The following is a 21651-nucleotide window of genomic DNA, read 5'->3' on the forward strand; positions in this document are numbered from 1 at the left end:
ACTCCTATATGTTTTGTAATTTAAGGGATCCAACCAAGCGTAATTTCACTAAATAGGAAAAGAGAAATTCAAATGCTTCTAAGTGTTTTTTAGCTTCAAATCCGTTTTTACCCCAAACCGTTATTCCATGGTTACGAATCAATACTGCTGGAACTTCAGGATTGAGTGTATTGCCAAAAGTATCTGCCAATACTTGTAGATCAGCAAAATTTTCAATGATCGGAACCGAAATTTGTGCGTCTTGTTCCCAAATGTTAAATGCTTTGATGAGTTCCTGCTTACCAATGACTACTTGCTCTTGATCGCCATAGAGTTCAGAAATGATATTATTATCAACGGTATGAACATGTAAACAACAGCCTGCATCGGTTCTTCTGTACACTTCAAGGTGTAATCCGGTCTCGGCAGAGACTTTTGCGTTCGTCTCTGTTATGGGTTGTCCTTCGTGATCTACTAAAATAAAATCTTCTGGTGTTTGTTTACTCTTGTCTTTTCCACTGGCAGTTACCAAAAATGTAGTAGGATGATCACTTACTTTGATAGAGAGGTTGCCGCTAGTCCCCATAAACCAGTCTCTTCGTGCCAATTCTGCTTTAATACTTGCAAGTTCTTCCCAACGTGTTTGAATCAAACTCATCTAGCCTTCACTCCATTTAAATTTTGAATAATTTCAGTGAAATCTGCAAAAGGAGTATAATGGATATCTAATTCTTCGCATTTTTCGATCAAGTAATCTCTTGCATAAACTCGATCAGCTAACTTCGCTGCTTGTAGATCAGTAATCGAGTCCCCGATTACAATTTTTTCATATTTGTCGTTATCGAATAACCGGAGTATGGATGGTTTACAGCATCCACAATCGTTAGAACAAAATTCATCACATGCATGAGGCCAGATGATTTGAATGTTTTCTTTAGAAAAGTCACTTGCATTGCAATAGATGTGATCTCGATCAATAAAATGATCTAGCATAGGATAGATGAAAAAATCGATACCACCTGACACGATATACAAGGGAATGTTTTCTTTTTGAGTAAATACTACAAATTCTTCAAATCCTGCTCGTAGAATCCCATTTTCTTGAACAAATCGAGTGATTTCTTCTTTCGACGAACTAGGTAAGAGGGAGAACATTTTTCCCACTCCATCTTTAATGGAGATATGTTGGGATAGGACGTTATCTTTCAGTTCTTCCCATTCTGGAGGAGCAAAGTGTTTCATGATAGCTATGATGTTATCGGACTCGGTGATTGTCCCATCAAAGTCACAAAAAATAATGGGTTGTTTGCTCATTCCTTGCTTCCTCCCCAGAGATCTAATGCTTTTGCTAACTCCTCGTGAGAAGATGCTGCATCGGACAAGTTGATTCCTTTTTGTACTGCTTCGATTGCTTGGCGAAAAGCTTTGGCACCTGCCGTTGCACCATCCGGATGCCCATGTATTCCTCCTCCTGCATTGATCACCGAGTCCTTTCCAAAATCTTCAATTAGTTTGGGTACAAGAGCAGGATGGATACCAGCTGATGGAACAGGTAAAGCGCGTTTCCATGCTTCATTTGGTTTTGTTAATTCTTGAGCGATTCCAAGCGCAGCTTTTTTTTCGAGTGCCACACTCCCATATGGAGAAGGGAATAGTACCAAATCTGCTCCCGCAGCTCGTAACAGTTTACCAAACCACAGTGGTGCTCCTACTCCATAAGTAGCTGATGCTGTTACAGCACCACCAAACGATGGATGAGCAAGAATCGGTACGCTAATGTCTTTGTCTTCTGTAAGGGCTTGTAACGTATCCAAACCATATGTAAAAACATTAAAAAGTAAGGCACTTGCCCCTAAATGTACAGCTCGCTTTGCTTTTTCGATCAATTCCGTTGAGCGTCCAGAAAGATTTACTGCATACAGCGTCGTTTCTCCAGTTTCCTGTTCTGTTTCATGGAGAACCTTTTTGGCAATCGCGATTCGTTGTTCAAAAGGGGTAGCAGGGTTATCAAATAAAATCTCGTCATCTTTGACAATATCCACTCCACCAAGTGCGGAAGCTCTCAGTTGTTTTTCAAAAAAAACTAGATCTCGACCTAATATCCCTTTAAAAATACTCATCAACAATGGCCGATTAGAGACTTCTAAAAGATTACGAACACCAAGGATACCAAAAGATGGACCAGGGAATCGATGTGCCAATTCAGGTTCGAAATCAAGATCGATTAATTTTATTTTCCCATCGAGGGAAAGCTTGCCAAACACAGTGGTAAGAATAGCTGGGATGTCAGCCGAAAAATTGACAGCAGGATATGAGATAGTGATCAATCCCTGATCTTCGGATATCACTTGAACGGAAGATACTTCCCCCTTGTGCTTCGCTAATTGTTGTTGATCTATTTCTGGTAAGTTAGTCCATGAACCAACGGTAAGCCCTAGGGCGATTTGCTCTGCTTTTTGTTCCAGTTTTCCATCGTTTGGCACCAGATAGGTTGCAATTGCTGCTCCCATCAATGATTCCTCCTTTTGGGTAAAATAAATAACCTCTTCCAAGAGGAAGAGGGGGATTGTAACTCCACTTCCTCTTATCTTTCAGTTTGCCAACTGTAAGAATTAGCACCGTTTTTACATAAAGTAAACCGGTTGCCGGGCTTCATCGGGCTTGTCCCTCCACCTACTCTTGATAAGAGAATGTTTCATTCTATTCGTTTTTAGATAAACAAAATTATGAATGAATACTATTCTTTTGTCAATCAAATAAATCCAATTGATTTAATCGGTTAACTGCTTCTTGTAATCTCGCTTCATCGGTTAGCAACCCAACCCGAACATAGTTATCACCTGCTTTGCCAAATCCTATGCCTGGTGCAACTGCGATGTGTGCGCGGTCTAATAGTTCACTTGCGAAGGAGGTAGAAGTGTATCTGTTTGGAACAGGGAGCCAACAAAAGAAAGAGCCTTTTGGGGCTTGTACATCCCAGCCGATTTTTTGAAGACCCGTGATAAAGGTATTTCTTCTTTGTTCGTAAGTTTTTACTAGTTGATGAACACATTCTTGGGATTCGAGTAGAGCAGTTGCTGCTGCTTGTTGAATGGCTCCGAATAAACTGACATAGAAATGGTCTTGCAGCAGCTCAATCGCTTCGATGACAGAAGGATTTCCTAATGCAAATCCAACGCGCCACCCAGCCATGTTATAGGTTTTGCTCATGGTATATATTTCAATACCTGTTTCTTTTGCGCCAGGAGTTTGCAAGAAACTAATCGGTTTTTGCCCGTCAAAACCAATTGCACCATAAGCAAAGTCATGAACTACACAGATTTCGTTTTCTTGTGCTAACTTTACCGTATCAGCAAAAAATGGGGCAGTGGCTACTCCTGCTGTTGGATTATTGGGGTAATTTAAAAACATTAACTTAGCTTGTTTACGAATATTAGCTGGTATTTGTTCATAATCCGGGAGAAATTTATTTTCTGCTAACAAAGGCATCATTTCCATACGTGCCCCTGATATTGCTATACCTGACCAATAGTCCGGATAGCCAGGATCTGGCACCAATGCAATGTCACCTTGATTTAAAAAGCATTGTGCGATTTCAACTAATCCCACTTTCCCTCCAAATAAAACAGCTACTTCTGTCTCTGGATCTAACGTGACGTTATATTCCCGCTTGTAGAAAGTAGCTATTGCTTCTTTGAGAAAAGAATACCCTCGAAAAGGAGAATATTTGTGGAATCCTGGATTTGTTGCCGCAGTTTGTAACGAAGCAATGATGTGATCAGGTGTAGGCTGATCCGGGTTGCCTTGTCCCAAATTGATGACATCTTTTCCGGCTTGAATATAATGATTTACATCTTTTACTAATTTAGCAAAAAATTGTTCGGGTAGTGCATGCAATCGATTGGCATGGTGAAATCTTTGCAATTGTCCCACTTCCTGTATCTGTATCTGGGCTATATGATATTATTTTGTCGAACTTGTGTCAAAACGTTTTTGAGAAAAGAATTTTTGTTGACAAAATATCAAATTACCTTTACTATTCGTTAATAAATATTTTTTAGAAAATGTCTAGAACAAAAACATATAGGTTAGCTATCTCTTATCAAGAGTAGGTGGAGGGAAATGGCCCGATGAAGCCCAGCAACCGACCGTAATACCATCGTAAGATGGGGCTCTTATGTGTGAAAAAAGGGCCGTGGTTCGAAACCACGCATGGCACGGTGCTAATTCCAACAGAACGGATTGTTCTGTAAGATGAGGGGTTTGGACTTTTCCGAGCCTCTTTCTTACAGAAAGGGGCTTTTTGATTTTTTCGGATAAAAGGAGATGTCCAATCATGGCAATAACACAGGAGCGTTCTTATCAAGCACTAACGGTAGAGACCGTTCGATCGGTAGTAGAACAGCTCCAGTATTTTGAAGATGTCGAGCAGTTAGAAGTATTAGAGATCGGAGACGGTAATCTGAATTACGTCTTTCATTTGCAAGATCCATCTACAAGCAAATCACTTGTTGTCAAACAAGCATTACCATATGCCAAAGTAGTAGGAGAAAGCTGGCCATTGACGTTAGATCGTGCAAAAATCGAATACCAGTCCCTGCAAAAAGCATCAGAAGTTGTTCCGGAATTGGTTCCGGTAGTATTTCATCATGATAGTGAACTCGCTTACACCGTAATGGAGGATTTATCTTCCTATGAAATTCTTCGAGCAGGCTGGATAACGGGTAATCAGTATCCTGAAGTAGGCAAACATATTGGTACGTATACTGCTCAGACATTGTTTCATACAAGTGATTTCTTTTTGCATCCATTTACGAAAAAGGCACTGGTGAAAGATTTCCTAAATCCGGAATTATGCAAAATCACAGAAGATCTGGTATTTACCGATCCCTTCTTCGATCATGATACCAACGAAATATCGGATGAAATAAGGCCTTTTGTGCTTCAGTTTTGGCAAGACGAAGAATTAAAACGAGAAGCTGCTAAATTAAAGTTGCAGTTCTTAACAGAAGCAGAAGCTTTATTACATGGGGATCTACACTCTGGAAGTATTTTTGTTTCTGCAAAATCGACCAAAGTAATTGATCCAGAGTTTGCCTTTGTTGGGCCAATAGGTTTTGATCTGGGTCAGTTTCTTGCAAATATTTTGCTTAACTACTTATCACAAGAAGCACATATAGAAAAACAAAGAGATTTACAAGCTTTTCGGAAGTATTTGCTCGAAACATGGCATCAAACTTGGGAGACGTTTTCGAATCAATTTTTAGAGTTAATCCGATCCAAAGGCCACTTCACTTTTTCCAGTATTGGGGGAGTGGGAGAGGAGTATATCGGAAAAGTCTGGAGAGACACATTGGGTTTCGCTGGTTGTGAAGTAATTCGTAGAACGATTGGGCTTGCTCAAGTTGCAGATTTAAATTCGATTGAAGATGCTCCAGTTCAAGTGGATTTAAAACAAAAAGCCTTAACAGTTGGGGCTGCATTAATCAAGGATCGAGCGAAATTCGAAGATTTAAGCGCTTTTCTAACATGGGTGGAGGAGTCGTTGTCATGATCATTGCTGAGGACAGAGCAGAAGTCGTATCCGTTATCTATAAAAGAGATCACATTTCCTTACTAGATCAACGATTATTACCAAGAAAAAAGAAATATGTTCGTTTATCTACCATTCATGACGTTTGGCATGCCATTCATCGTCTGCAAGTAAGAGGAGCTCCGGCTATCGGTATCACTGCAGCTTTTGGTCTTGCAGTTTGGGCTAATAGATGGAGATCACCAGATTATTCTGCTTTCCTTGATGCTTTAGAGATAGCAAAATCTGAGCTTGCAAGCTCTCGTCCGACTGCTGTCAATTTGTTCTGGGCATTGGATCGAGTGGTGAACAGAGCAAAACAAACAGGTAGCGTAGAAGAGGCAAAGCTTGCTATAGAAGCAGAGGCAATCCAAATTCAAGCAGAAGACGAAGAAACTTGCAGAAAAATCGGCGAATATGGCTTATCCCTCTTTGCAGATGAGCAAAAAATCATGACTATTTGTAATGCTGGCAGTATTGCTACAGCTAGGTATGGTACTGCTTTGGCACCATTTTATTTAGCGAAAGAAGCAGGATGGAACCTGCATATCTATGCATGTGAGACTCGCCCGCTTCTGCAAGGTGCACGTTTGACAACTTGGGAACTGCAACAAGCGAATATTGATGTGACTCTCATTACCGACAACATGGCCGCACATACCATGCGAACAAAAAAGATCGATGCAGTGATCGTAGGTTGTGATCGTGTTGCACGAAATGGAGATGTTGCCAATAAGATTGGAACATTGGGTCTGGCCTTACAAGCAAAAGCTTTAGATATACCATTTTATGTGGCTGCTCCCTTATCCACATTTGATATAGATACTCCTACTGGTGAGGAGATACCAATTGAGGAAAGGTCCTCGAAAGAAGTTTCTTTTTTTGGAGAGGTGAATACCGCACCCAACCATACAAAAGTTTTCAATCCTGCTTTTGATGTTACACCAGCTTCTTATATCACAGCACTAATAACCGAATACGGCATCTTTGAACCTAACAACATCGAGCGTCTTATTGAGCGCAAAACAAAGGAGATTGCATCATGAAATGGACCAAAGGACTTGTGCTGCTTCTTATCTCGATTTTGGTTTTAACCGCTTGTACTAGCGAACAAAACCAAGTAAATCAATCAACAAATAACAGTAATCAAAAAGAAGAAACGTTAACGAATACGAACAAAAGTACAGCTATTCCAGAAAAATTGAAAAAACCACTTAAAATCGCAGCTATTACACAGTTATCTATTGGTACTTTTTCTAGTCAATATATTGCCGGTGTGCAAGCACAAGTAAAGCAATTTGGTGGCGAAGTACAAGTATATAATGCGGATAATGATTTAGCGAAAATGGCTTCTTATATCGATACAGCAGTAAGTCAAAAGGTGGACGGTATTTTACTCGATCATGGACGAGCAGATGCATTATTACCAAGTGTGAAAAAAGCTATTGCTGCAGGTATTCCGGTTATTGCCTTTGATAATGATCTTCGTATACCAGGTGTAACCGTTATTGACCAAGATGATTATTCTTTAGCTTGGAATTCACTTCGCACCCTAGCTCAAGATATTGGTGGGAAAGGAAATATTGTTTATGTGTGGGTCGGCGGTTTTGCACCAATGGAAAATCGTAACGTCATTTACAATGCATTTAGACAACGTTATCCAGATATAAAAGAAATAGCGAAGTTTGGCAATGCCACCAGTAATACGGCCTTAGATACACAAACACAAATGGAAGCAATTTTACAAAAGTACCCAAAAGGACAGATCGATGCTGTATTTGCACCTTGGGATGAATTTGCCAAAGGGGTAACAAGAGCGATACAACAGGCGGGGCGTAATGAGATTAAAGTATATGGTATTGATTTAAGTGATGAAGATCTGCAAATAATCCAACAAAAAAATAGTCCATGGGTAGCAACTACTGCCACGGATCCATCGGAAGTAGGCAAAATCCAAACTCGGTTACTCTATCAAAAGATAGCAGGGGAGAATGTCCCGCAAGTATTGAGTGTACAACCACATTTGGTAGAGAAGAAAAACTTACCGAGCCAGCCTGTAAACATGAATCAATTGGGTAAATATATCAACGGTTGGGGTGCTTCACAAACGGCAATTTCACCTTGGATGGACAAGTTAATCGAGGCGAATAAAAAATGAGCCTTCAAATGAAGCGAATCGTCAAATCATTTCATACCAATAAGGTGCTGAAAGAAGTAGATTTTACGGTTGAATCAGGAGAGATTCATGCTTTACTTGGGGTGAATGGTGCAGGCAAAAGTACGTTAGTCAAAATATTATCAGGCCAACAATTGTATGACAGCGGGGAAATATGGATAGGAGAAGAGCGAGTTTCGCTCTCCTCTCCTCATGAAGCAATAGAAGCCGGTATTGGTATTGTCGTACAAGAAGTGGATACTGCTCTTTTTCCTGAATTGACGGTTGCGGAAAATGTGACGATGCACGAGTTAGTCAAAGGTCCTGTGTTCGTAAATTGGAAAACGAGAAAACAAAGGGCGAAGCAACTGTTGCAACAAGTCGGTTTAGAAATACCAGTGGATCGATTGGTATCCGATTGTAGCCTAAGTGAGAAGCAACAAATTGTTATAGCTCAAGCACTTGCAAGAAATGTTCGATATTTGATTTTGGATGAACCGACTGCACCACTTAGTGAAACAGAGACAACCACTTTGTTTCGCATTGTGCGCAGGTTAAAAGCATCAGGAGTGGGTATCATCTTTATTTCTCATCGTTTACCAGAAATACGGGAGATTTGTGATCAGGTGACGGTTTTGCGGGAAGGAAAAACGGTTCTTCAAAGTGAAGTAGCTGGGCAAAGTGACGAACAAATTGTAGAAGCAATGTTAGGGAGAACACTAACACAAAGAAAAGTCAAAACCGAGAAAACATTCCTTAACCCTATATTACAATTAGACCATTTTACGATTCCAAAATTGCAGCAAAAAATAACCTTTACTTTGTATGAAGGAGAGGTACTTGGCATTGCTGGGTTGGTTGGTGCTGGCAAAACCGAGATTGCCAGAGCACTTTCTGGGCAAGACCCTAGTCCAGATATGCTTACGATACGGGGAAAAAAAGACAAGATCAGACATCCCAAAAAAGCGATAAAGTTAGGTTTGTGTCTCATCCCAGAAGAACGTCGAAAAGAAGGGATTTTGGTAGATTTTCCAGTAGATCAAAATCTATCGTTACCAAGAGTACAAACAATAACGACAGCGGGTCGGATCGATCGGAAAAAAGAAAAACAGTTGGCTGATGCCATTGTCAAGAAACTAGGAATCAAAACACCTTCTTTATCGTTATCTGCCAAACGGTTAAGTGGTGGAAACCAACAAAAAGTTTCCATTGGCAAATGGTTGGATACCAATGCAGATATCTATCTATTTGATGAACCTACTAAAGGGATCGATATAGGAGCAAAAGGGGATGTTTTTTCGATTATCTCTTCGCTAGCAGATCAGAAGAAAGGTATTTTGTATTTTAGTAGTGAGTTGGATGAATTGTTAACTGTAGCAGATCGGATCTTCGTTTTGTTTGATGGAAAGATTATCGCAGAAAGAAGAACCCAAGAAACTTCTTTAGAGGAGTTAATGGCACTAGCAGCAGGAGGAGGCACACAAAATGGAGCAGTCAATCAAGCTAACCGAACTTCCTAAGAAACAGAAGAAAGGCAAAGAACGTTTATTACCCTTTTTTACCAAATACGGCACAGTACTTGCAATTTTAGTGATTGTTTTACTTTTTAGTGTGTTATCAGAAGAATTTTTCACCTATAAGAATTGGACGGATATTTTACGAGCTATTTCTATCACTACATTGGTTGCAATTGGTGTAACATTATCACTTATTGTCAATGGGTTTGATTTATCTGTAGGTTCTACGGTAAGTTTGGCAACGATAACGAGTACAGCTGCGATGGTCTGGTATCGCCAAGAAACAGTGATAGCTATTTGCATCCCGCTTTTGGTAGGTCTTATTGTAGGATTAGTCAATGCATTTCTTATTGTGAAGATTCGCTTGCCTGATATGTTAGCTACCCTTGGTTTGATGTATATGATTAATGGTTTACATCTTACGATTACGAAAGGATACAGTATTTATAATAATATGCCGATGACTGATGGCGGTACTGCCTCTGGTAAAATCTTGCCATCTTTTCTCTTTATCGGTCAGGGAGAAATTTTTTCGATACCCTTTCCTGTAATCATTATGTTTTTCTTTGTAATTGTGGTTCATCTTGGATTAAATTACACCAAATTTGGACGATTGCTTTATGTAACAGGCGGAAATGAAGAAGCAGCTAGACTATCTGGTGTACCTGTCAAACGGTACAAAACTTATGCTTATGCGTTAAGCGGTTTATTTGCAAGTATCGCTGGTATTGTATTAGCATCTCGCATAGGTACAGGACAAGTTTCATCTGGAGCTTCTTTGTTGATGGATTCGGTTGCAGCGGCTCTGATCGGTTATTCCGTATTTGGTGCCAATAAACCTAACGTGCTAGGTACTTTTGTTGGTTCTATTTTGATCGGTATTTTATTAAATGGGCTTACGATGCTGAATGTACCTTACTATGCACAAGACATCGTAAAAGGTGCGATTTTAGTAGGTGCACTCACTTTGATGTATAAAAGTAGGAAAGAGGCTTAGGAGATAGGCTTATACGTGGTTCCCTTTCTAGCAAATGGACATAGAATAATAGTAAATCTGTTGGATAGGAGGGATAGTATGAGTTCCTTGCAATATCTCCCTCATCATCAGCTTGGTGGTAAACATATTGGTTCACCAATGAAACTAGTATTGAAAAATGGGCAGGTCATTTATGGTGTAATTAAAGAGTTACACAGTAAAGGTATTGTATTCATTCCTGTACAAGCAAAAAAAAGGAAGGGAAAAGCTAAGACACAATGGTTTTTTCCACTGTTTCCAATCTTTATCGCGTTTATATTCTTTATCCCATTTTTAATCTTTTTTTAACTACAAATGGATAGACAACGATAAGAAAGTCCTATATATGAAAGGACTTTCTATTTTTGTTATTCTCATTTACGAAAAGATAGGTTTCCAGTCTTTAAATACAACCCAATCAACGATGAATAATCCATGCATGATAATACCTACCATATAATCTTCCAATAAGTAATTCAGAAAACCACCAAGTAGCAAAGCCATTTTGAGGAGAGAACTTGCGATGAATCCCAAAACCCAAGATTTTCGCAATTGTATTCTGGCTCCGATTAGAAATAAGAAACCAAACACATATGGGAAATATTCCGATTCCACTAGTTTATTAACCATTTCTTCCATTACCAAAATCCTTTACTTTTAATCAAGTTTACCTTTGAAAGGATAACACGAAAGGTATACCTTATTTTATAAAATATTAAAATAATTATCGGTCTCTTATTCAAGTGAAACAAAAGAATCCGCTACTCCGCAAAAAAGCTAGGATGAACAATTCCTAGCTTCCTTTGATAGGGATTAAACTTTTTATATGGTGTTGGATCACTTTTTTGATATCCTTTGCAGGTATTTTTTTTTGTTGGGTTACACCATGAACAGCAAACCCATCCACTAAAGCATGCAAATGCAACGTTTCCAATTCAGGATCTACATCTGGACAAGCGATTCCTTGCTTGACTAAAGCGTCGATCAGATTACGAAACATTTGGTGTAACAACTCATGGCTTTCTTGTCTCAATCGGTGTAAGTCAGGATCGACAAAGGATTTACTGATAAAAGCTAACCAGACTTCACTTTCTGCCCGACGATCATCATCAAGAGGCAATACCTGTTCAATAATGAGTTGAACAGCTTCTTCTGTGTCATCAGGCAAAGTTAAGGATTGAATACGAGAAGATGCACGGTCAATAACCATCTGCATGCAAAATAGAAATAGTTCAGATTGAGTTTTAAAATAATGTCTCATGGCTCCCAGAGACATACTGGCTTCTTGCGCAATGTTTCGGACAGACGCTTTTTCTAGACCATCTTTTTGGATCACACGCCAAGCAGCCTCTGCTACTTTTTTACGGCGCAACTCATGATTTACTATTTTAGGCATAAAAGCAGTATACCATATCGTCACAATATGATACAGTTGTATTAAATCTTTATAGTACAAATGTATTATAAAAGGAGCGGTGGGTTTATGCTTTGGATTATTTTAGCTGGTGAAATCATGTTTTGGGTATTTGTAGTAGGTGGTTTGGTTTGCCGTTATGTTTTTCAGAAGAAAGGACTCGGGAAATTTTTATTATGGTGCACCCCGATAATTGATTTGGTTATCCTGCTATTTACTGTCATGGATTTAAAGAATGGAGCTACTGCTAATATTTTTCATGGTTTAGCTGCTATTTATATTGGCGTTTCCATTGTTTTTGGTAAATCGATGATTGATTGGGCAGATAAACGTTTTGCATATCGATATAACAAAGGACCCAAACCTCAAAAAGCACCGAAATATGGAAAAGTTCGTGCTAGAAATGAACGTCGTGGCTGGTTTATGCACTTTCTCGCATGGTTGATCGGAAGCGGTTTATTAGCAGCGATGATTTGGTTGGTAGGTGATGAGAGCAAAACCGCTCATTTTTCTTATACCATTCAACTATGGTCTATTATTTTAGGCATTGATTTTCTGGTGAGTTTTAGCTATACCCTTTGGCCAAAAGAGATAAAAGAAGATGCCAAAGGATAAGTTTTTGAAAGTATATAAGGGCATAATAGGAGCGGATCTTAGAAGATTCGCTCCTATTTGCTGCTTCATTAATGGAAAAAAATGTAGATGATAATGGATTGACGCAAGCTGAAATAAATTTTAAAATTAAATTGTTTAAAGGTGTTAAGTATTTAGGAGTGTGTACTTTTTAATATACATGGAGGTGATGGAGACAAAAGATGGATAAACAAAGTCAGTTGTCTTCCCTCATATCTGATTACATTGGCAAACTAGTAGTAGGATACGCCAAGATGAATGATCTTTCGGCTTCACAGTTATATATTTTGAAATTACTTGGTACAGAAGGCGATAAAAACTGTTCGGAAATAGCAAAAAAACTAGATATTTCTTTGTCTGCTGTTACCAATCTAGTAAACAAACTAGCAAAAAAACGATATGTAGATCGAACCATTCCAGCACATAATCGACGAATGGTGATGCTTCAGATCACGGAAAAGGGTATGGAAAAGTTAAATGAAAGCGATTCCAAGTTTATGGAGGTAACGAATCAGTTGATCACAGATTTATCCGACGAAGAACTGGATATGTTGATTCGGGTATATGAAAAATTTCATGTAAATTATCAAATCAACGACTAAATAGGGCAAAGGAGATATAACCATGGGAAAATTAACAGATAAAGTAGCGATCATTACAGGTGCTGGTGGTGGAATGGGAAAAGCAGATGCTCTTCTATTTGCCAAGGAAGGTGCCAAAGTCGTTATTACAGATATTCAACTGGATAAAGTAGAAGAAGTAGTTGACGAAATAAAGGAAGCTGGCGGAGAAGCGCTTGGATTTCATCATGATGTGTCTTCAGAAGAAGAATGGAAAAAAATCGTAGCAGAAGCGATACAAGCTTATGGGAAAATTGACATACTTGTCAACAATGCAGGTATATCCAATGCAGTGCCTATGCTAGAACAAACGGTTGAAATTTGGGATAAAGTGATGAGCATAAATTTGACTGGTGTCTTTTTGGGCCAAAAACATGTCATACCTCATATGATCGAAAACGGCGGAGGTGCGATTGTTAATATTTCTTCGATAGCAGGATTAACTGGTGGTAGCGGCTCAGGGGCTTATACAGCTAGCAAAGGTGCAGTTCGCCTTCTCACGAAAGCGACTGCGGTTGATTTTGCCCAACATCATATTCGCTGTAATTCGATCCATCCTGGATACATTGAAACACCAATGACGGCTGATTTGATGGCCAATGATCAGATGAGAGAATGGTTTTTATCACAAGTACCATTACCACGTCTAGGGAAAACAGAAGATATCGCAAAAGGTGTATTATTCCTAGCGTCTGATGAGTCCTCCTATATTACAGGTGTAGAACTTCCTATTGATGGAGGGTACTACGCAAAATAAAAGTGAAAACAAAAAAAGCAGGGACCATTTTTGTTCCTGCTTTTTTCTATTCTTATTTGCTTTTTTCCGTAATATCTCTTGCGATCCAAACCCCACATGCACCAGCTTGTGCTAGTCCACGTGTAATCCCTGCTCCGTCTCCTCCAAGATAGAGTCCAGCAATCTCGGATTCAAAACGATCATTCAACTTTGGACGAGCGGAATAAAATTTTGCCTCGACTCCGTAGAATAGCGTATGTTCAGAGGCGATACCGGGAGTTACGTGATCAAGAGCTTCCATCATTTCTTTCAAACTATTGAGCGTGTGAGCTGGCAGCACATATCCAAGATCACCTGGTACTGCTTCTTTTAAGGTAGGCTCAATAAATCCTTCTTTGATCCGTTTCTCAGTAGAACGACGACCTTTCTGAATATCGCCATATTTCTGAACGATAAGTCCTCCATTGGATAGCTGATTCGCCAGTCGTGAGATTTCATGTGCATATTCGGTTGGCTGGTTGAAAGGCTCGGTGAATTGATGGGAAACAAGCAGAGCAAAGTTAGTATTGGCACTTCCAAGGTTAGGATCTTTATAAGAATGACCATTGGCCAACATAATTCCGGAGTGATTCTCTACGACGACATGCCCAGAAGGATTGCTGCAAAAGGTGCGGACCCTTGTGCCAATCGAAGTATTATATATAAATTTACCTTCATACAAATGTTTGTTGATCTCACCCATCACAATATCCGAAGTTTCCACGCGTACTCCGATGTCCACTTGGTTGGAATACATTTGTAAACGACGTTTTTTCATCAGATTGGACAACCATTTGGAACCATCACGGCCCGGTACGATGACTACTTTATCTGCGCTTACAATCGTACCATCTTTTAATTCCACGCCAGTGATGGCATGCTTTCCATCTGTTCGTTCGGTTACGATATCGGCTACTTCGGTTTTAAATTTCATTTCGATTTTGTTTTCTAAATAACGAAAGATATTAGCGAGAATCGATAGATTTTGTTCCGTTCCAAGGTGTCTGACTTGGGCTCGTAACAATTTGAGACCAACGGCAGCACCTTTGCGTTCAATTTCCCGAACTTCTTCTGTAAGCGGGTCTGTAATGGAATCTGTTGCACCATGTTCCAAATTGATACGGTCTACATAGCGGATCAAGTCCACTACTTGATCATTGGGGAGAAAATCTGTCATCCAGCCCCCAAATTCACTGGTGATATTAAATTTTCCGTCCGAATAAGCACCTGCACCACCAAATCCATTGGTGATCGAACATGCTGGCAAGCATCCAGCAAACTCTTTCTTTTGCGTTGCAGGTGGGCACTTTTGAATTTTATGTTCGAGAATAGGGCAGTTTCGTTTGTAAATGTCATGTCCTTTATCAATTAGTACAATCTTGGCATGAGGCATTTTTAAGCTAAGTTCATAACAAGTAAAGATACCAGCGGGTCCTGCTCCTACGACAATAACGTCGAATTGATTACTCATAGCAAATCCCCCTCTTATTTAGTAGGCAAACCTTATATAAGATACATGATTTGCTCGTAAATAGCAATAAAAATATTTACCAAACGAAAGGGGAGAAAACTCACCACTATAGTAACAAGAAATGTAGGAAAAAGGGAGTTGAAATAGATAAGTGACAGTTATTTATTTTCAGTAAATTTAACATTTGTGTGATATAGTAACTTTAAACCTGTTCGATCCCCGGAAGGAGCAATCATGGGGTTTTCGGAAGCACAGATGAAGTCCTACACCGAGTACCTGGAGAAGCTGAAGGACGTGCTTCACAAGTATCAGGATCGGTACACCCTCGATCGGAATGAGGGCTCCGACGGTCGCTGTCGCTGGAGCGGCGGGAACTTCGTTCTCAGCTCCAAGAAAAACGGAAAGTTCCGCATGATCGGTCGTATGACCAAAATCGGCCGGATCCGTCGCATGATCTGGCCGAAGCGGGGTCAGTACGAGGCGCACGGTGTCTACACTGACGAGTACATCTCCTGCGAAGGAGCTGCAGTCGTAAACGTGACGCGATCCACCAAGGATGGGTCCTACTATGCGATCGTCTTCGGTGGACGTGTCAAGGTGAGGGACCAAGCACTGGATGAGGCCGCGGGCTACCACATCAAGATCACCCAGGACAAGGCAACTGCGGCAAAGTTCTGTCGTGAGATGTTCTGGAATAAGGCTGTGCCGCTGATGTACCTCGGCACGAGGCTCGAGGGCGACCTCGACCACCCCCTGATGCACTTCGTTCAGGGTTGATCGCAGGCGTTCGCGCTGAGGCGTGAACATGCCCCTTCCGTTGAGATCACTCAACAGAAGGGGCACCTGTTTTTATACCTATTTAGTTTACACGTTTTGCTCCCCAGTAATGGGTTTTGGTGTACGTTTTATTTAAGGAATCGATCCGTAAGTCGCTCTTCTCATTGGAATTGGAAATATATAAGCCATTACCGAGATAAATCCCTACATGGGAGACACCAGCCTTATACGTTCCTTCAAGGAAAATAAGGTCACCAGGTTGGAGATTGCTTTTGGATACGGGTATACCCACTTTGGATTGAGCTCCTGATGTTCTTGGTAAGTTAATCCCTCTAAATTCACGGAATACATATTGTACCCATCCTGAGCAATCAAAGTAAGGGTAGCTTGTACCGCCAAATTTGTATTGCACTTTTCCGATCATAGCTCGAGCTCTATTGATCCAAGACTGATTGGATACTACTTTTTTAGGATCACTTACGGTTACCTTTGATTCTTTGACGATGGTTTTCGCTATTTTTTTTGTTTGTTCCTCTTTTAATACTTTTTGTAGCGATTGATACTGGGATTGCAGCTTATTCATTTGCTTTTCAGCGTCAACTAACAACTTTCTGGAGTCGTCTGCTTCTTTTTTAATGGAGTCGTGATTTTTTTCGATCTCCACTTTTTGCAGCTTGAACTTTTGGTAAATTTGGTAATCGCTTTCCATCAACAACCGTATTCCTTCTAATCGACCAATGAATTCAGAGAAGGAACGAGATCCAAGTATTTGTACTCCCATATTGTTGTGTCCTGAAGTGTAGAGGCGGACGAGTACACTGTCCAATCGTTTCTTGGTTTTCTCCTGCTCATCTTGGAGCTTGGTAAGTTGTTGAAAAGATTCGTTTAAGCGCTTATCCGAGGAAGAAATTTGTTTTTGTACTGCTTCGTACTCTTTTTTTGCAGCAGTATAGTCTTCTAGAGACTGTTCTAATTTTGCTTGAGTGCTAGTGGTAGGTGCAGCATAGCTGCTTTCGGCCAAAAAAGGGTTAACGGTTAACGTAAGTGCTACTACCGTACTAAAGAAAAAGTACGCTTTTCTTTTGGATGAACGTTTCAGCATGTCAAACTCCTTATTTGGGGATATTTTTTTATCTTCTCATTCTTTTCGAATCCAGAATAAATAGAATAGATGAATACCTGATATTGCGGAAAATAAGAAGTAACACGAGTATACCATGTGTTCAAAAAAATGACGATCGATTGGGAAAACGTTTCGCAAAACTGACAATTCATAAATCATCTCTTTTTATGCATATATAGATTGTATGTATATGGATTAGCGTTTCGACAAAATATAAAAAAGTGGGTAGCCAAGTGTTGCCCACTTCTTGCTTTTCATGTTCTTAGAAATGTATTTGGCTAAAATATCTGAAAATAAGGGGAATATAGAATGAAAGTTATATCCTTCTTATGTGTTGTTATTGTCCTTTATTGTTTATCTCTTCCGATGAAATCTGTTTTTTCTCCTCCTGTTGTCCAACCTAGTCCTACTGTAGGAAGAGAAGATGGAGGAATACCTAAAAAACAGCTTGGCAAAAGAGTTTACTATGATTTGAATGACTTAAAACAAATGGGGCTAGTAAAAGGGTCAGTAAATTGGAAACAAGAGACTTGTAGCATCGAAAAAAATGACGATCGATTTGTATTCGAACGGAACAACACGGTATTTTTGCATAATGGATACTATGAATCGATCGATACCCCAGCGTTGTTTTTAAATAAAACATGTTATTTACCAGAGACAGTGTTTAAAAAAGTACAGTCATCAAGTAAAAAACAGCCAACAATGGAGCAGGTGGTAACTTCCTATTCGGCAAAGCAACTAGCAAACCACCTATCTTTTTTGCGATCTCCTATACCTGGATCACATGTAAGTTCCATTGATTCTTCGTTGCCTGGGGCAGTTCGAGCTTATCGAAATGGAGTTCATGAAGGATTGGATTGGTATACATATGGAACGGGAAAAGTCATTAATACGAAAACTGCTGTATTATCCATGGGTTCCGGTTTAGTCGTTCGTTCCGATCAAAACTACCATGAGATGAGCACAAAAGAAAGAAACCATTGGTTAGCAATAGGCAGTAAAAACAGCGGACAGACACCTGACTACATATTAGATAAACTGCGTGGAAAAACAGTTTGGATACAATTTGAAAATGGGGTGATGGCAAGATATTGTCATTTGAGCAAAATACCAAAGAGTATAAAAGCAGGTACTCATGTAAAAGCAGGTGATATTGTTGGCTTTGTTGGGAATACAGGAACGAGTGACGGTGCCTTGCACAACAACAAAGGTCTTCATTTGCATTTGGATATTTTGATATATGGCAATTGGCTATGGGGTAATTACACGGTAGCCGAACGCCGTATGATTTTAGAATCGGTGTTCAATCGTTTCTAACATTTAATTCCAATAAAAGAAAGAAACCCTCCTAATGTTGAATTAGAGGGTTTTATATTTGTTTAAATAGACAAGATCCAACTACCTAGACCATACATAAGTGGGATAGTTAACAGTGAAGTAATAGTAGCAAAAACAGTGGCCTGTGCACCAAATTCTTCATCCGCTTTTAAATGTGCAAATAAGATGGGAACCATAGAGCCTGTAGGCATGGTAGACATCAATAAGATCACTTGCTTTGTGAGTTTATCTAGTGGCAAACTGGATAAAATACCAATGGTGATGAGTGGTACGACAAGGAGTTTGATACTTATCCCAATAATAAGCGGCTTAAAATTCGTTTGTTTGTTTGACCGAAATAGCTTAGGTAAAAAGAATCCAATATAAATGAGTGCCAGTGGAGAAGCGAGTGCCCCTAATTTCAGCAAGAATTGCAAAAGTGTCTCTGGAGCATCAAATTGAAAAATAGAAAGAAGTAACCCTACAAAAAAAGCGATAAGTGGGATATTAATCATCGGTTTAAGGGAACGCAATGTGATCGAATATCGATGATTAATCACCATTACGCTCATGGTCCACAGTGATATTCCTACCCCAGTGTCAAACACGGCAGCGAGGATAACCCCTTTGCTTCCAAATAAAATCAAGCACAAAGGCAAACCGATAAAACCTGTATTGCCTTGAGCAGAGATGACAGCCATTTGACTAGATTGAAATTTACTCATTCCGAGTAGACGACCCAACCACCAAGTCAAAAAAAGCGAAATAGCATACGTACCTAAAGAGAATGCGAAAACGATGAGCAGATGACCGTATAATCCCTCTTCATGAGGGAGTTGGAAAAAACTTCCAACAATCACGCAAGGTACCGCTACCGATACAATCAGCGTAGTGAGTAAAGTTCGAGTATCTTCATTAAAATTGACTTTTTTCGTTAACAAAGCCCCAATGCCAAGCATACTTGCCATCATTAGGACAGATTGGATCATTACGACGAAGTTCATGAAATATCCTCCTGCTTGGGATGCATAAAAATATAGAAAATAGAGAATGAAATTATGTCTATAGGAAAACTTGCTTTTACCAACTTTATAATTCTATTTTAAAAAAATAGACTAATCAAGAGTTGATTGTTACTTCTTTTATTGTTTATATGAAAAGAGAACAGATGATTTTTGCTTGAGTGAAATCTGCGCACATAAATACACGCCCCTTGCAAATCTAGTTCTTTGCAGGGGCGTGTGATTTCGAATAACGAAATAATTGGTTTGGGATTAATTCATTTTCATCACCCATAAATAGCCGTTGGATATTTCCAAATCCATTCTTTTCACCATCGGAAAACCTGTTTGATGCAAAATTCGTTCTAGAGAGGAAAGGCTTCGAGTTTCTATGTTTTGAAGTCGGTGTACATAATCAAATGCTGGAGCAAATAAGCTATGCGACAAGGATTTATCATCAGGTGTAAAGTTATCCATAAAGAGTATATATCGACTATTTGGGAATTTAGATCGAAAGGAACGTAGCATGGCTAAGCACGTTTCGTCATCTGTGATATGATGAGCAAAGAAATCACAGATTAAAGATATCTACTTCTGGGTATTCGCCTTTGATTTGTGTGTAATCCGCAAAATGTGCGTATATATTTGCGTCCGTGTTCATTTGAATATTTTTGTTTGCGAGTTCGATCATTCTTTGATTTTTTTCAAATCCTAATCCATCTAGATGGAATGCTTCACATAAAGATATTAATACTTCTCCTGAACTACAACCCATATCGCAGAGAACACCTTGAGGTTCTAACTGGGAGATTATATTTTTCAATACAGGCGTAATAAGTCTTCGTTTAATAAGTGATGCGGAATATGCAATTTGACTTAAATCATAATCAATCCCAGCTTCTGGAAAGTATTGATTGTTTACAATTTCTACACTATGGGCCATTAGTTTTCCGTAGGCTTGAAACCAGTGGATATACATATCTATTTGCTCTGCAACTTCTGTTCCTTCTTCTGTTAGGAAGTATTGTTTATTTTCTTTCTAGACTATATTGGCATACTCCAAAGCTTGTAAAGCTCCGATCACAGCCATCGGATGGGGATAGCGTTCATTTTCATAGATTTCTATTTCGGATACTGCTCTTTTTTTCAACTGGTTGAGCAGACCCACGGAATGAATGGCTAAGATCGCATGACAGCCGATGCCATATGTAAACATCTTTTCGCTGATCTTTTCTTTTGTTTCTTGCATATAAGCCCCTCCCTATGATTTGCTTTTCTATAAATTACGATAGGTATTATATTCAAATATTATATAATAATTGATTTTTGAAAAGTTTAATTCTTTTATTTTGGAAGGGGAATAATTCAACTAGAAACGAACTCAGATCAATCATTTGATTTTGAAAATTTATAACTAGTGAGTATGTTTGTTTTATACTATAATTTACATATCTGATCCTCTAGTCGCAGGAGAAAACAAGTAATGCTGCATTTCATCAGGACCGCAATGCTCTTTCTGGTACGGCGTTTTGCACGTAAGATTCGTATCAGTTGTGCTGGGTTCATCATCCTTCTGGATGAGGATGGTCGATACTGCCTGCTGATCAACAAAAACCAGCTCAACCGTCACGGAAAGCGTATTCTGACCCCGATCGGGGGTCTAATCGCTGTTTCCCCAAAGGGTCGGGAGTTTCTCCGCAACATTGGTGCGGAGGGCTTCGAGAAGGGTGATGACCTTCGTTTTCAGCTGCCCAAGATTTTTTGTGGTCGCCTGAAGGAATGGTTTTCCAAGCGTATCGATCGTGAACTCTCGCCGGCTCGTGAGATCGAAGAGGAACTCGTCGAGGAGACGGAGGTTCTCACGATGGACGATCTGGTTGGGATGACGCTCGAATTCAGCGGGTACGGAGTGCAGCGAGGGCAGAGCACTCGTTATAGCGAGACCAATTCCATCGATACGCTGCGTCTGGCGGAGATGTTCACCGTCAAGCTCAGCAAGGAAGCGATGGACAAACTGGCAGCATCCAATCAGGGATGGGTTTATTTCGTCACTGAAGGAGAGATCGAAGCTGGTGTTACGGTGGATGGTGTGAAGATCGCCGACGTGTGTAAGACCATCCTCCGTCCCAAGCTCGACATCATGGAGTGCTGAAGCTGCTCTGGCAGGATCAATTGGTTGAGTTTCTACAAAGCAACAAAGGAGATTCAACCCCCGGATAGTGATTTTAGTTTCCTTCACTACACTTACTATCCGGAATCGCTAATATATTTTTTCTATA

The 21651-nt window shown here is 39.7% G+C and carries 24 protein-coding genes and 2 riboswitches; of the genes, 12 read left to right on the forward strand and 12 right to left on the reverse strand.

The window, feature by feature from the left end; all coding sequences use genetic code 11:
* Positions 1-4: 4 nt before the first annotated feature.
* From A3GQ_RS0100665 to A3GQ_RS0100680, 4 genes are all read right to left on the reverse strand, one after another.
* On the reverse strand, positions 5-637 hold the full coding sequence (locus tag A3GQ_RS0100665) for a methylthioribulose 1-phosphate dehydratase (protein WP_028775418.1): 633 nt from the start codon (positions 635-637) through the stop codon (positions 5-7).
* The gene (locus A3GQ_RS0100670; protein WP_028775419.1) at positions 634-1293 is read right to left on the reverse strand and encodes a 2-hydroxy-3-keto-5-methylthiopentenyl-1-phosphate phosphatase; all 660 of its coding nucleotides are present in this window, start codon (positions 1291-1293) and stop codon (positions 634-636) included. The genes A3GQ_RS0100665 and A3GQ_RS0100670 overlap by 4 nt, the downstream gene beginning before the upstream one ends.
* The gene (locus A3GQ_RS0100675; RefSeq protein ID WP_028775420.1) at positions 1290-2489 is read right to left on the reverse strand and encodes a 2,3-diketo-5-methylthiopentyl-1-phosphate enolase; all 1200 of its coding nucleotides are present in this window, start codon (positions 2487-2489) and stop codon (positions 1290-1292) included. Before A3GQ_RS0100675 ends, A3GQ_RS0100670 begins: the two co-directional genes overlap by 4 nt.
* A 71-nt stretch (positions 2490-2560) precedes the next feature.
* Positions 2561-2668, reverse strand: a riboswitch (SAM riboswitch).
* Between the two features lie 59 nt (positions 2669-2727).
* Positions 2728-3903 carry a pyridoxal phosphate-dependent aminotransferase gene (locus A3GQ_RS0100680; protein ID WP_028775421.1) on the reverse strand — a complete coding sequence of 392 codons (1176 nt, stop codon included), beginning with the start codon at positions 3901-3903 and terminating at the stop codon, positions 2728-2730.
* Positions 3904-4075: 172 nt separating this feature from the next.
* Positions 4076-4240: riboswitch (SAM riboswitch) on the forward strand.
* A 75-nt stretch (positions 4241-4315) separates the two neighbouring features.
* Here A3GQ_RS0100680 and mtnK point away from each other — a divergent pair.
* From mtnK to A3GQ_RS0100710, 6 genes are all read left to right on the forward strand, one after another.
* Positions 4316-5533, forward strand: coding sequence for an S-methyl-5-thioribose kinase (mtnK, locus tag A3GQ_RS0100685; protein WP_028775422.1), 1218 nt, complete (start codon positions 4316-4318; stop codon positions 5531-5533).
* 2 nt (positions 5534-5535) lie between these two features.
* Positions 5536-6597, forward strand: a complete 1062-nt coding sequence (mtnA, locus tag A3GQ_RS0100690; protein WP_028775423.1) for an S-methyl-5-thioribose-1-phosphate isomerase — start codon at positions 5536-5538, stop codon at positions 6595-6597.
* Positions 6594-7709, forward strand: coding sequence for a sugar ABC transporter substrate-binding protein (locus tag A3GQ_RS0100695; RefSeq protein ID WP_028775424.1), 1116 nt, complete (start codon positions 6594-6596; stop codon positions 7707-7709). The genes mtnA and A3GQ_RS0100695 overlap by 4 nt, the downstream gene beginning before the upstream one ends.
* Complete coding sequence (locus A3GQ_RS0100700) at positions 7706-9226, forward strand: sugar ABC transporter ATP-binding protein (protein WP_028775425.1); 1521 nt, start codon at positions 7706-7708, stop codon at positions 9224-9226. Before A3GQ_RS0100695 ends, A3GQ_RS0100700 begins: the two co-directional genes overlap by 4 nt.
* Positions 9192-10220, forward strand: a complete 1029-nt coding sequence (locus A3GQ_RS0100705; protein ID WP_051271056.1) for an ABC transporter permease — start codon at positions 9192-9194, stop codon at positions 10218-10220. Before A3GQ_RS0100700 ends, A3GQ_RS0100705 begins: the two co-directional genes overlap by 35 nt.
* A gap of 78 nt (positions 10221-10298) precedes the next feature.
* Positions 10299-10547 (forward strand): hypothetical protein, encoded by a 249-nt coding sequence (locus A3GQ_RS0100710; RefSeq protein WP_028775427.1) that lies wholly within the window; start codon positions 10299-10301, stop codon positions 10545-10547.
* Positions 10548-10616: 69 nt separating this feature from the next.
* Here the strand turns inward: A3GQ_RS0100710 and A3GQ_RS0100715 are convergent, their stop codons facing one another.
* Together A3GQ_RS0100715 and A3GQ_RS0100720 are read right to left on the reverse strand one after the other, a co-directional pair.
* Positions 10617-10877 (reverse strand): hypothetical protein, encoded by a 261-nt coding sequence (locus tag A3GQ_RS0100715; protein ID WP_028775428.1) that lies wholly within the window; start codon positions 10875-10877, stop codon positions 10617-10619.
* A 154-nt stretch (positions 10878-11031) separates the two neighbouring features.
* Positions 11032-11634 (reverse strand): TetR/AcrR family transcriptional regulator, encoded by a 603-nt coding sequence (locus tag A3GQ_RS0100720; RefSeq protein ID WP_028775429.1) that lies wholly within the window; start codon positions 11632-11634, stop codon positions 11032-11034.
* 87 nt (positions 11635-11721) lie between these two features.
* On the opposite strand from A3GQ_RS0100720, the gene A3GQ_RS0100725 reads away from it, so the two are divergent.
* The 3 genes from A3GQ_RS0100725 (at position 11722) to A3GQ_RS0100735 (ending at position 13662) form a co-directional block, all read left to right on the forward strand.
* Positions 11722-12267 (forward strand): hypothetical protein, encoded by a 546-nt coding sequence (locus A3GQ_RS0100725; protein WP_028775430.1) that lies wholly within the window; start codon positions 11722-11724, stop codon positions 12265-12267.
* Positions 12268-12467: 200 nt separating this feature from the next.
* Positions 12468-12887, forward strand: a complete 420-nt coding sequence (locus tag A3GQ_RS0100730) for a MarR family transcriptional regulator (RefSeq protein ID WP_028775431.1) — start codon at positions 12468-12470, stop codon at positions 12885-12887.
* Positions 12888-12909: 22 nt separating this feature from the next.
* Positions 12910-13662, forward strand: a complete 753-nt coding sequence (locus A3GQ_RS0100735) for an SDR family NAD(P)-dependent oxidoreductase (protein WP_028775432.1) — start codon at positions 12910-12912, stop codon at positions 13660-13662.
* Between the two features lie 52 nt (positions 13663-13714).
* On the opposite strand, the gene A3GQ_RS0100740 is transcribed toward A3GQ_RS0100735, so the two are convergent.
* Entirely contained in the window at positions 13715-15151 is a 1437-nt protein-coding gene (locus tag A3GQ_RS0100740) for an NAD(P)/FAD-dependent oxidoreductase (RefSeq protein WP_028775433.1), read from the reverse strand.
* A gap of 234 nt (positions 15152-15385) precedes the next feature.
* Here A3GQ_RS0100740 and A3GQ_RS0100745 point away from each other — a divergent pair, with 234 nt between their 5' ends.
* Positions 15386-15928 (forward strand): hypothetical protein, encoded by a 543-nt coding sequence (locus tag A3GQ_RS0100745; protein WP_028775434.1) that lies wholly within the window; start codon positions 15386-15388, stop codon positions 15926-15928.
* Positions 15929-16010: 82 nt separating this feature from the next.
* Here A3GQ_RS0100745 and A3GQ_RS25450 read toward each other — a convergent pair whose 3' ends face one another.
* Entirely contained in the window at positions 16011-17030 is a 1020-nt protein-coding gene (locus tag A3GQ_RS25450; RefSeq protein ID WP_051271058.1) for a C40 family peptidase, read from the reverse strand.
* 330 nt (positions 17031-17360) lie between these two features.
* On the opposite strand from A3GQ_RS25450, the gene A3GQ_RS25455 reads away from it, so the two are divergent.
* Positions 17361-18371 carry a M23 family metallopeptidase gene (locus A3GQ_RS25455; protein ID WP_051271060.1) on the forward strand — a complete coding sequence of 337 codons (1011 nt, stop codon included), beginning with the start codon at positions 17361-17363 and terminating at the stop codon, positions 18369-18371.
* Between the two features lie 62 nt (positions 18372-18433).
* On the opposite strand, the gene A3GQ_RS0100760 is transcribed toward A3GQ_RS25455, so the two are convergent.
* The 4 genes from A3GQ_RS0100760 to A3GQ_RS0100770 all read right to left on the reverse strand — a co-directional run bounded on the left by A3GQ_RS0100760 (position 18434) and on the right by A3GQ_RS0100770 (position 20621).
* The gene (locus A3GQ_RS0100760) at positions 18434-19375 is read right to left on the reverse strand and encodes an AEC family transporter (protein ID WP_028775435.1); all 942 of its coding nucleotides are present in this window, start codon (positions 19373-19375) and stop codon (positions 18434-18436) included.
* A 270-nt stretch (positions 19376-19645) separates the two neighbouring features.
* The gene (locus A3GQ_RS26540) at positions 19646-19900 is read right to left on the reverse strand and encodes a hypothetical protein (RefSeq protein ID WP_169818221.1); all 255 of its coding nucleotides are present in this window, start codon (positions 19898-19900) and stop codon (positions 19646-19648) included.
* Between the two features lie 43 nt (positions 19901-19943).
* Positions 19944-20351, reverse strand: coding sequence for a class I SAM-dependent methyltransferase (locus tag A3GQ_RS0100765; RefSeq protein ID WP_028775436.1), 408 nt, complete (start codon positions 20349-20351; stop codon positions 19944-19946).
* Between the two features lie 60 nt (positions 20352-20411).
* Positions 20412-20621, reverse strand: a complete 210-nt coding sequence (locus tag A3GQ_RS0100770) for a hypothetical protein (RefSeq protein ID WP_028775437.1) — start codon at positions 20619-20621, stop codon at positions 20412-20414.
* Between the two features lie 234 nt (positions 20622-20855).
* On the opposite strand from A3GQ_RS0100770, the gene A3GQ_RS0100775 reads away from it, so the two are divergent.
* Positions 20856-21524, forward strand: a complete 669-nt coding sequence (locus A3GQ_RS0100775) for an SMODS-associated NUDIX domain-containing protein (RefSeq protein ID WP_028775438.1) — start codon at positions 20856-20858, stop codon at positions 21522-21524.
* The last annotated feature ends 127 nt before the right edge of the window (positions 21525-21651 follow it).

The sequence above is a fragment of the Shimazuella kribbensis DSM 45090 genome (assembly GCF_000428065.1).
In the GTDB taxonomy this organism is placed as follows: Bacteria; Bacillota; Bacilli; order Thermoactinomycetales; family Thermoactinomycetaceae; genus Shimazuella; species Shimazuella kribbensis.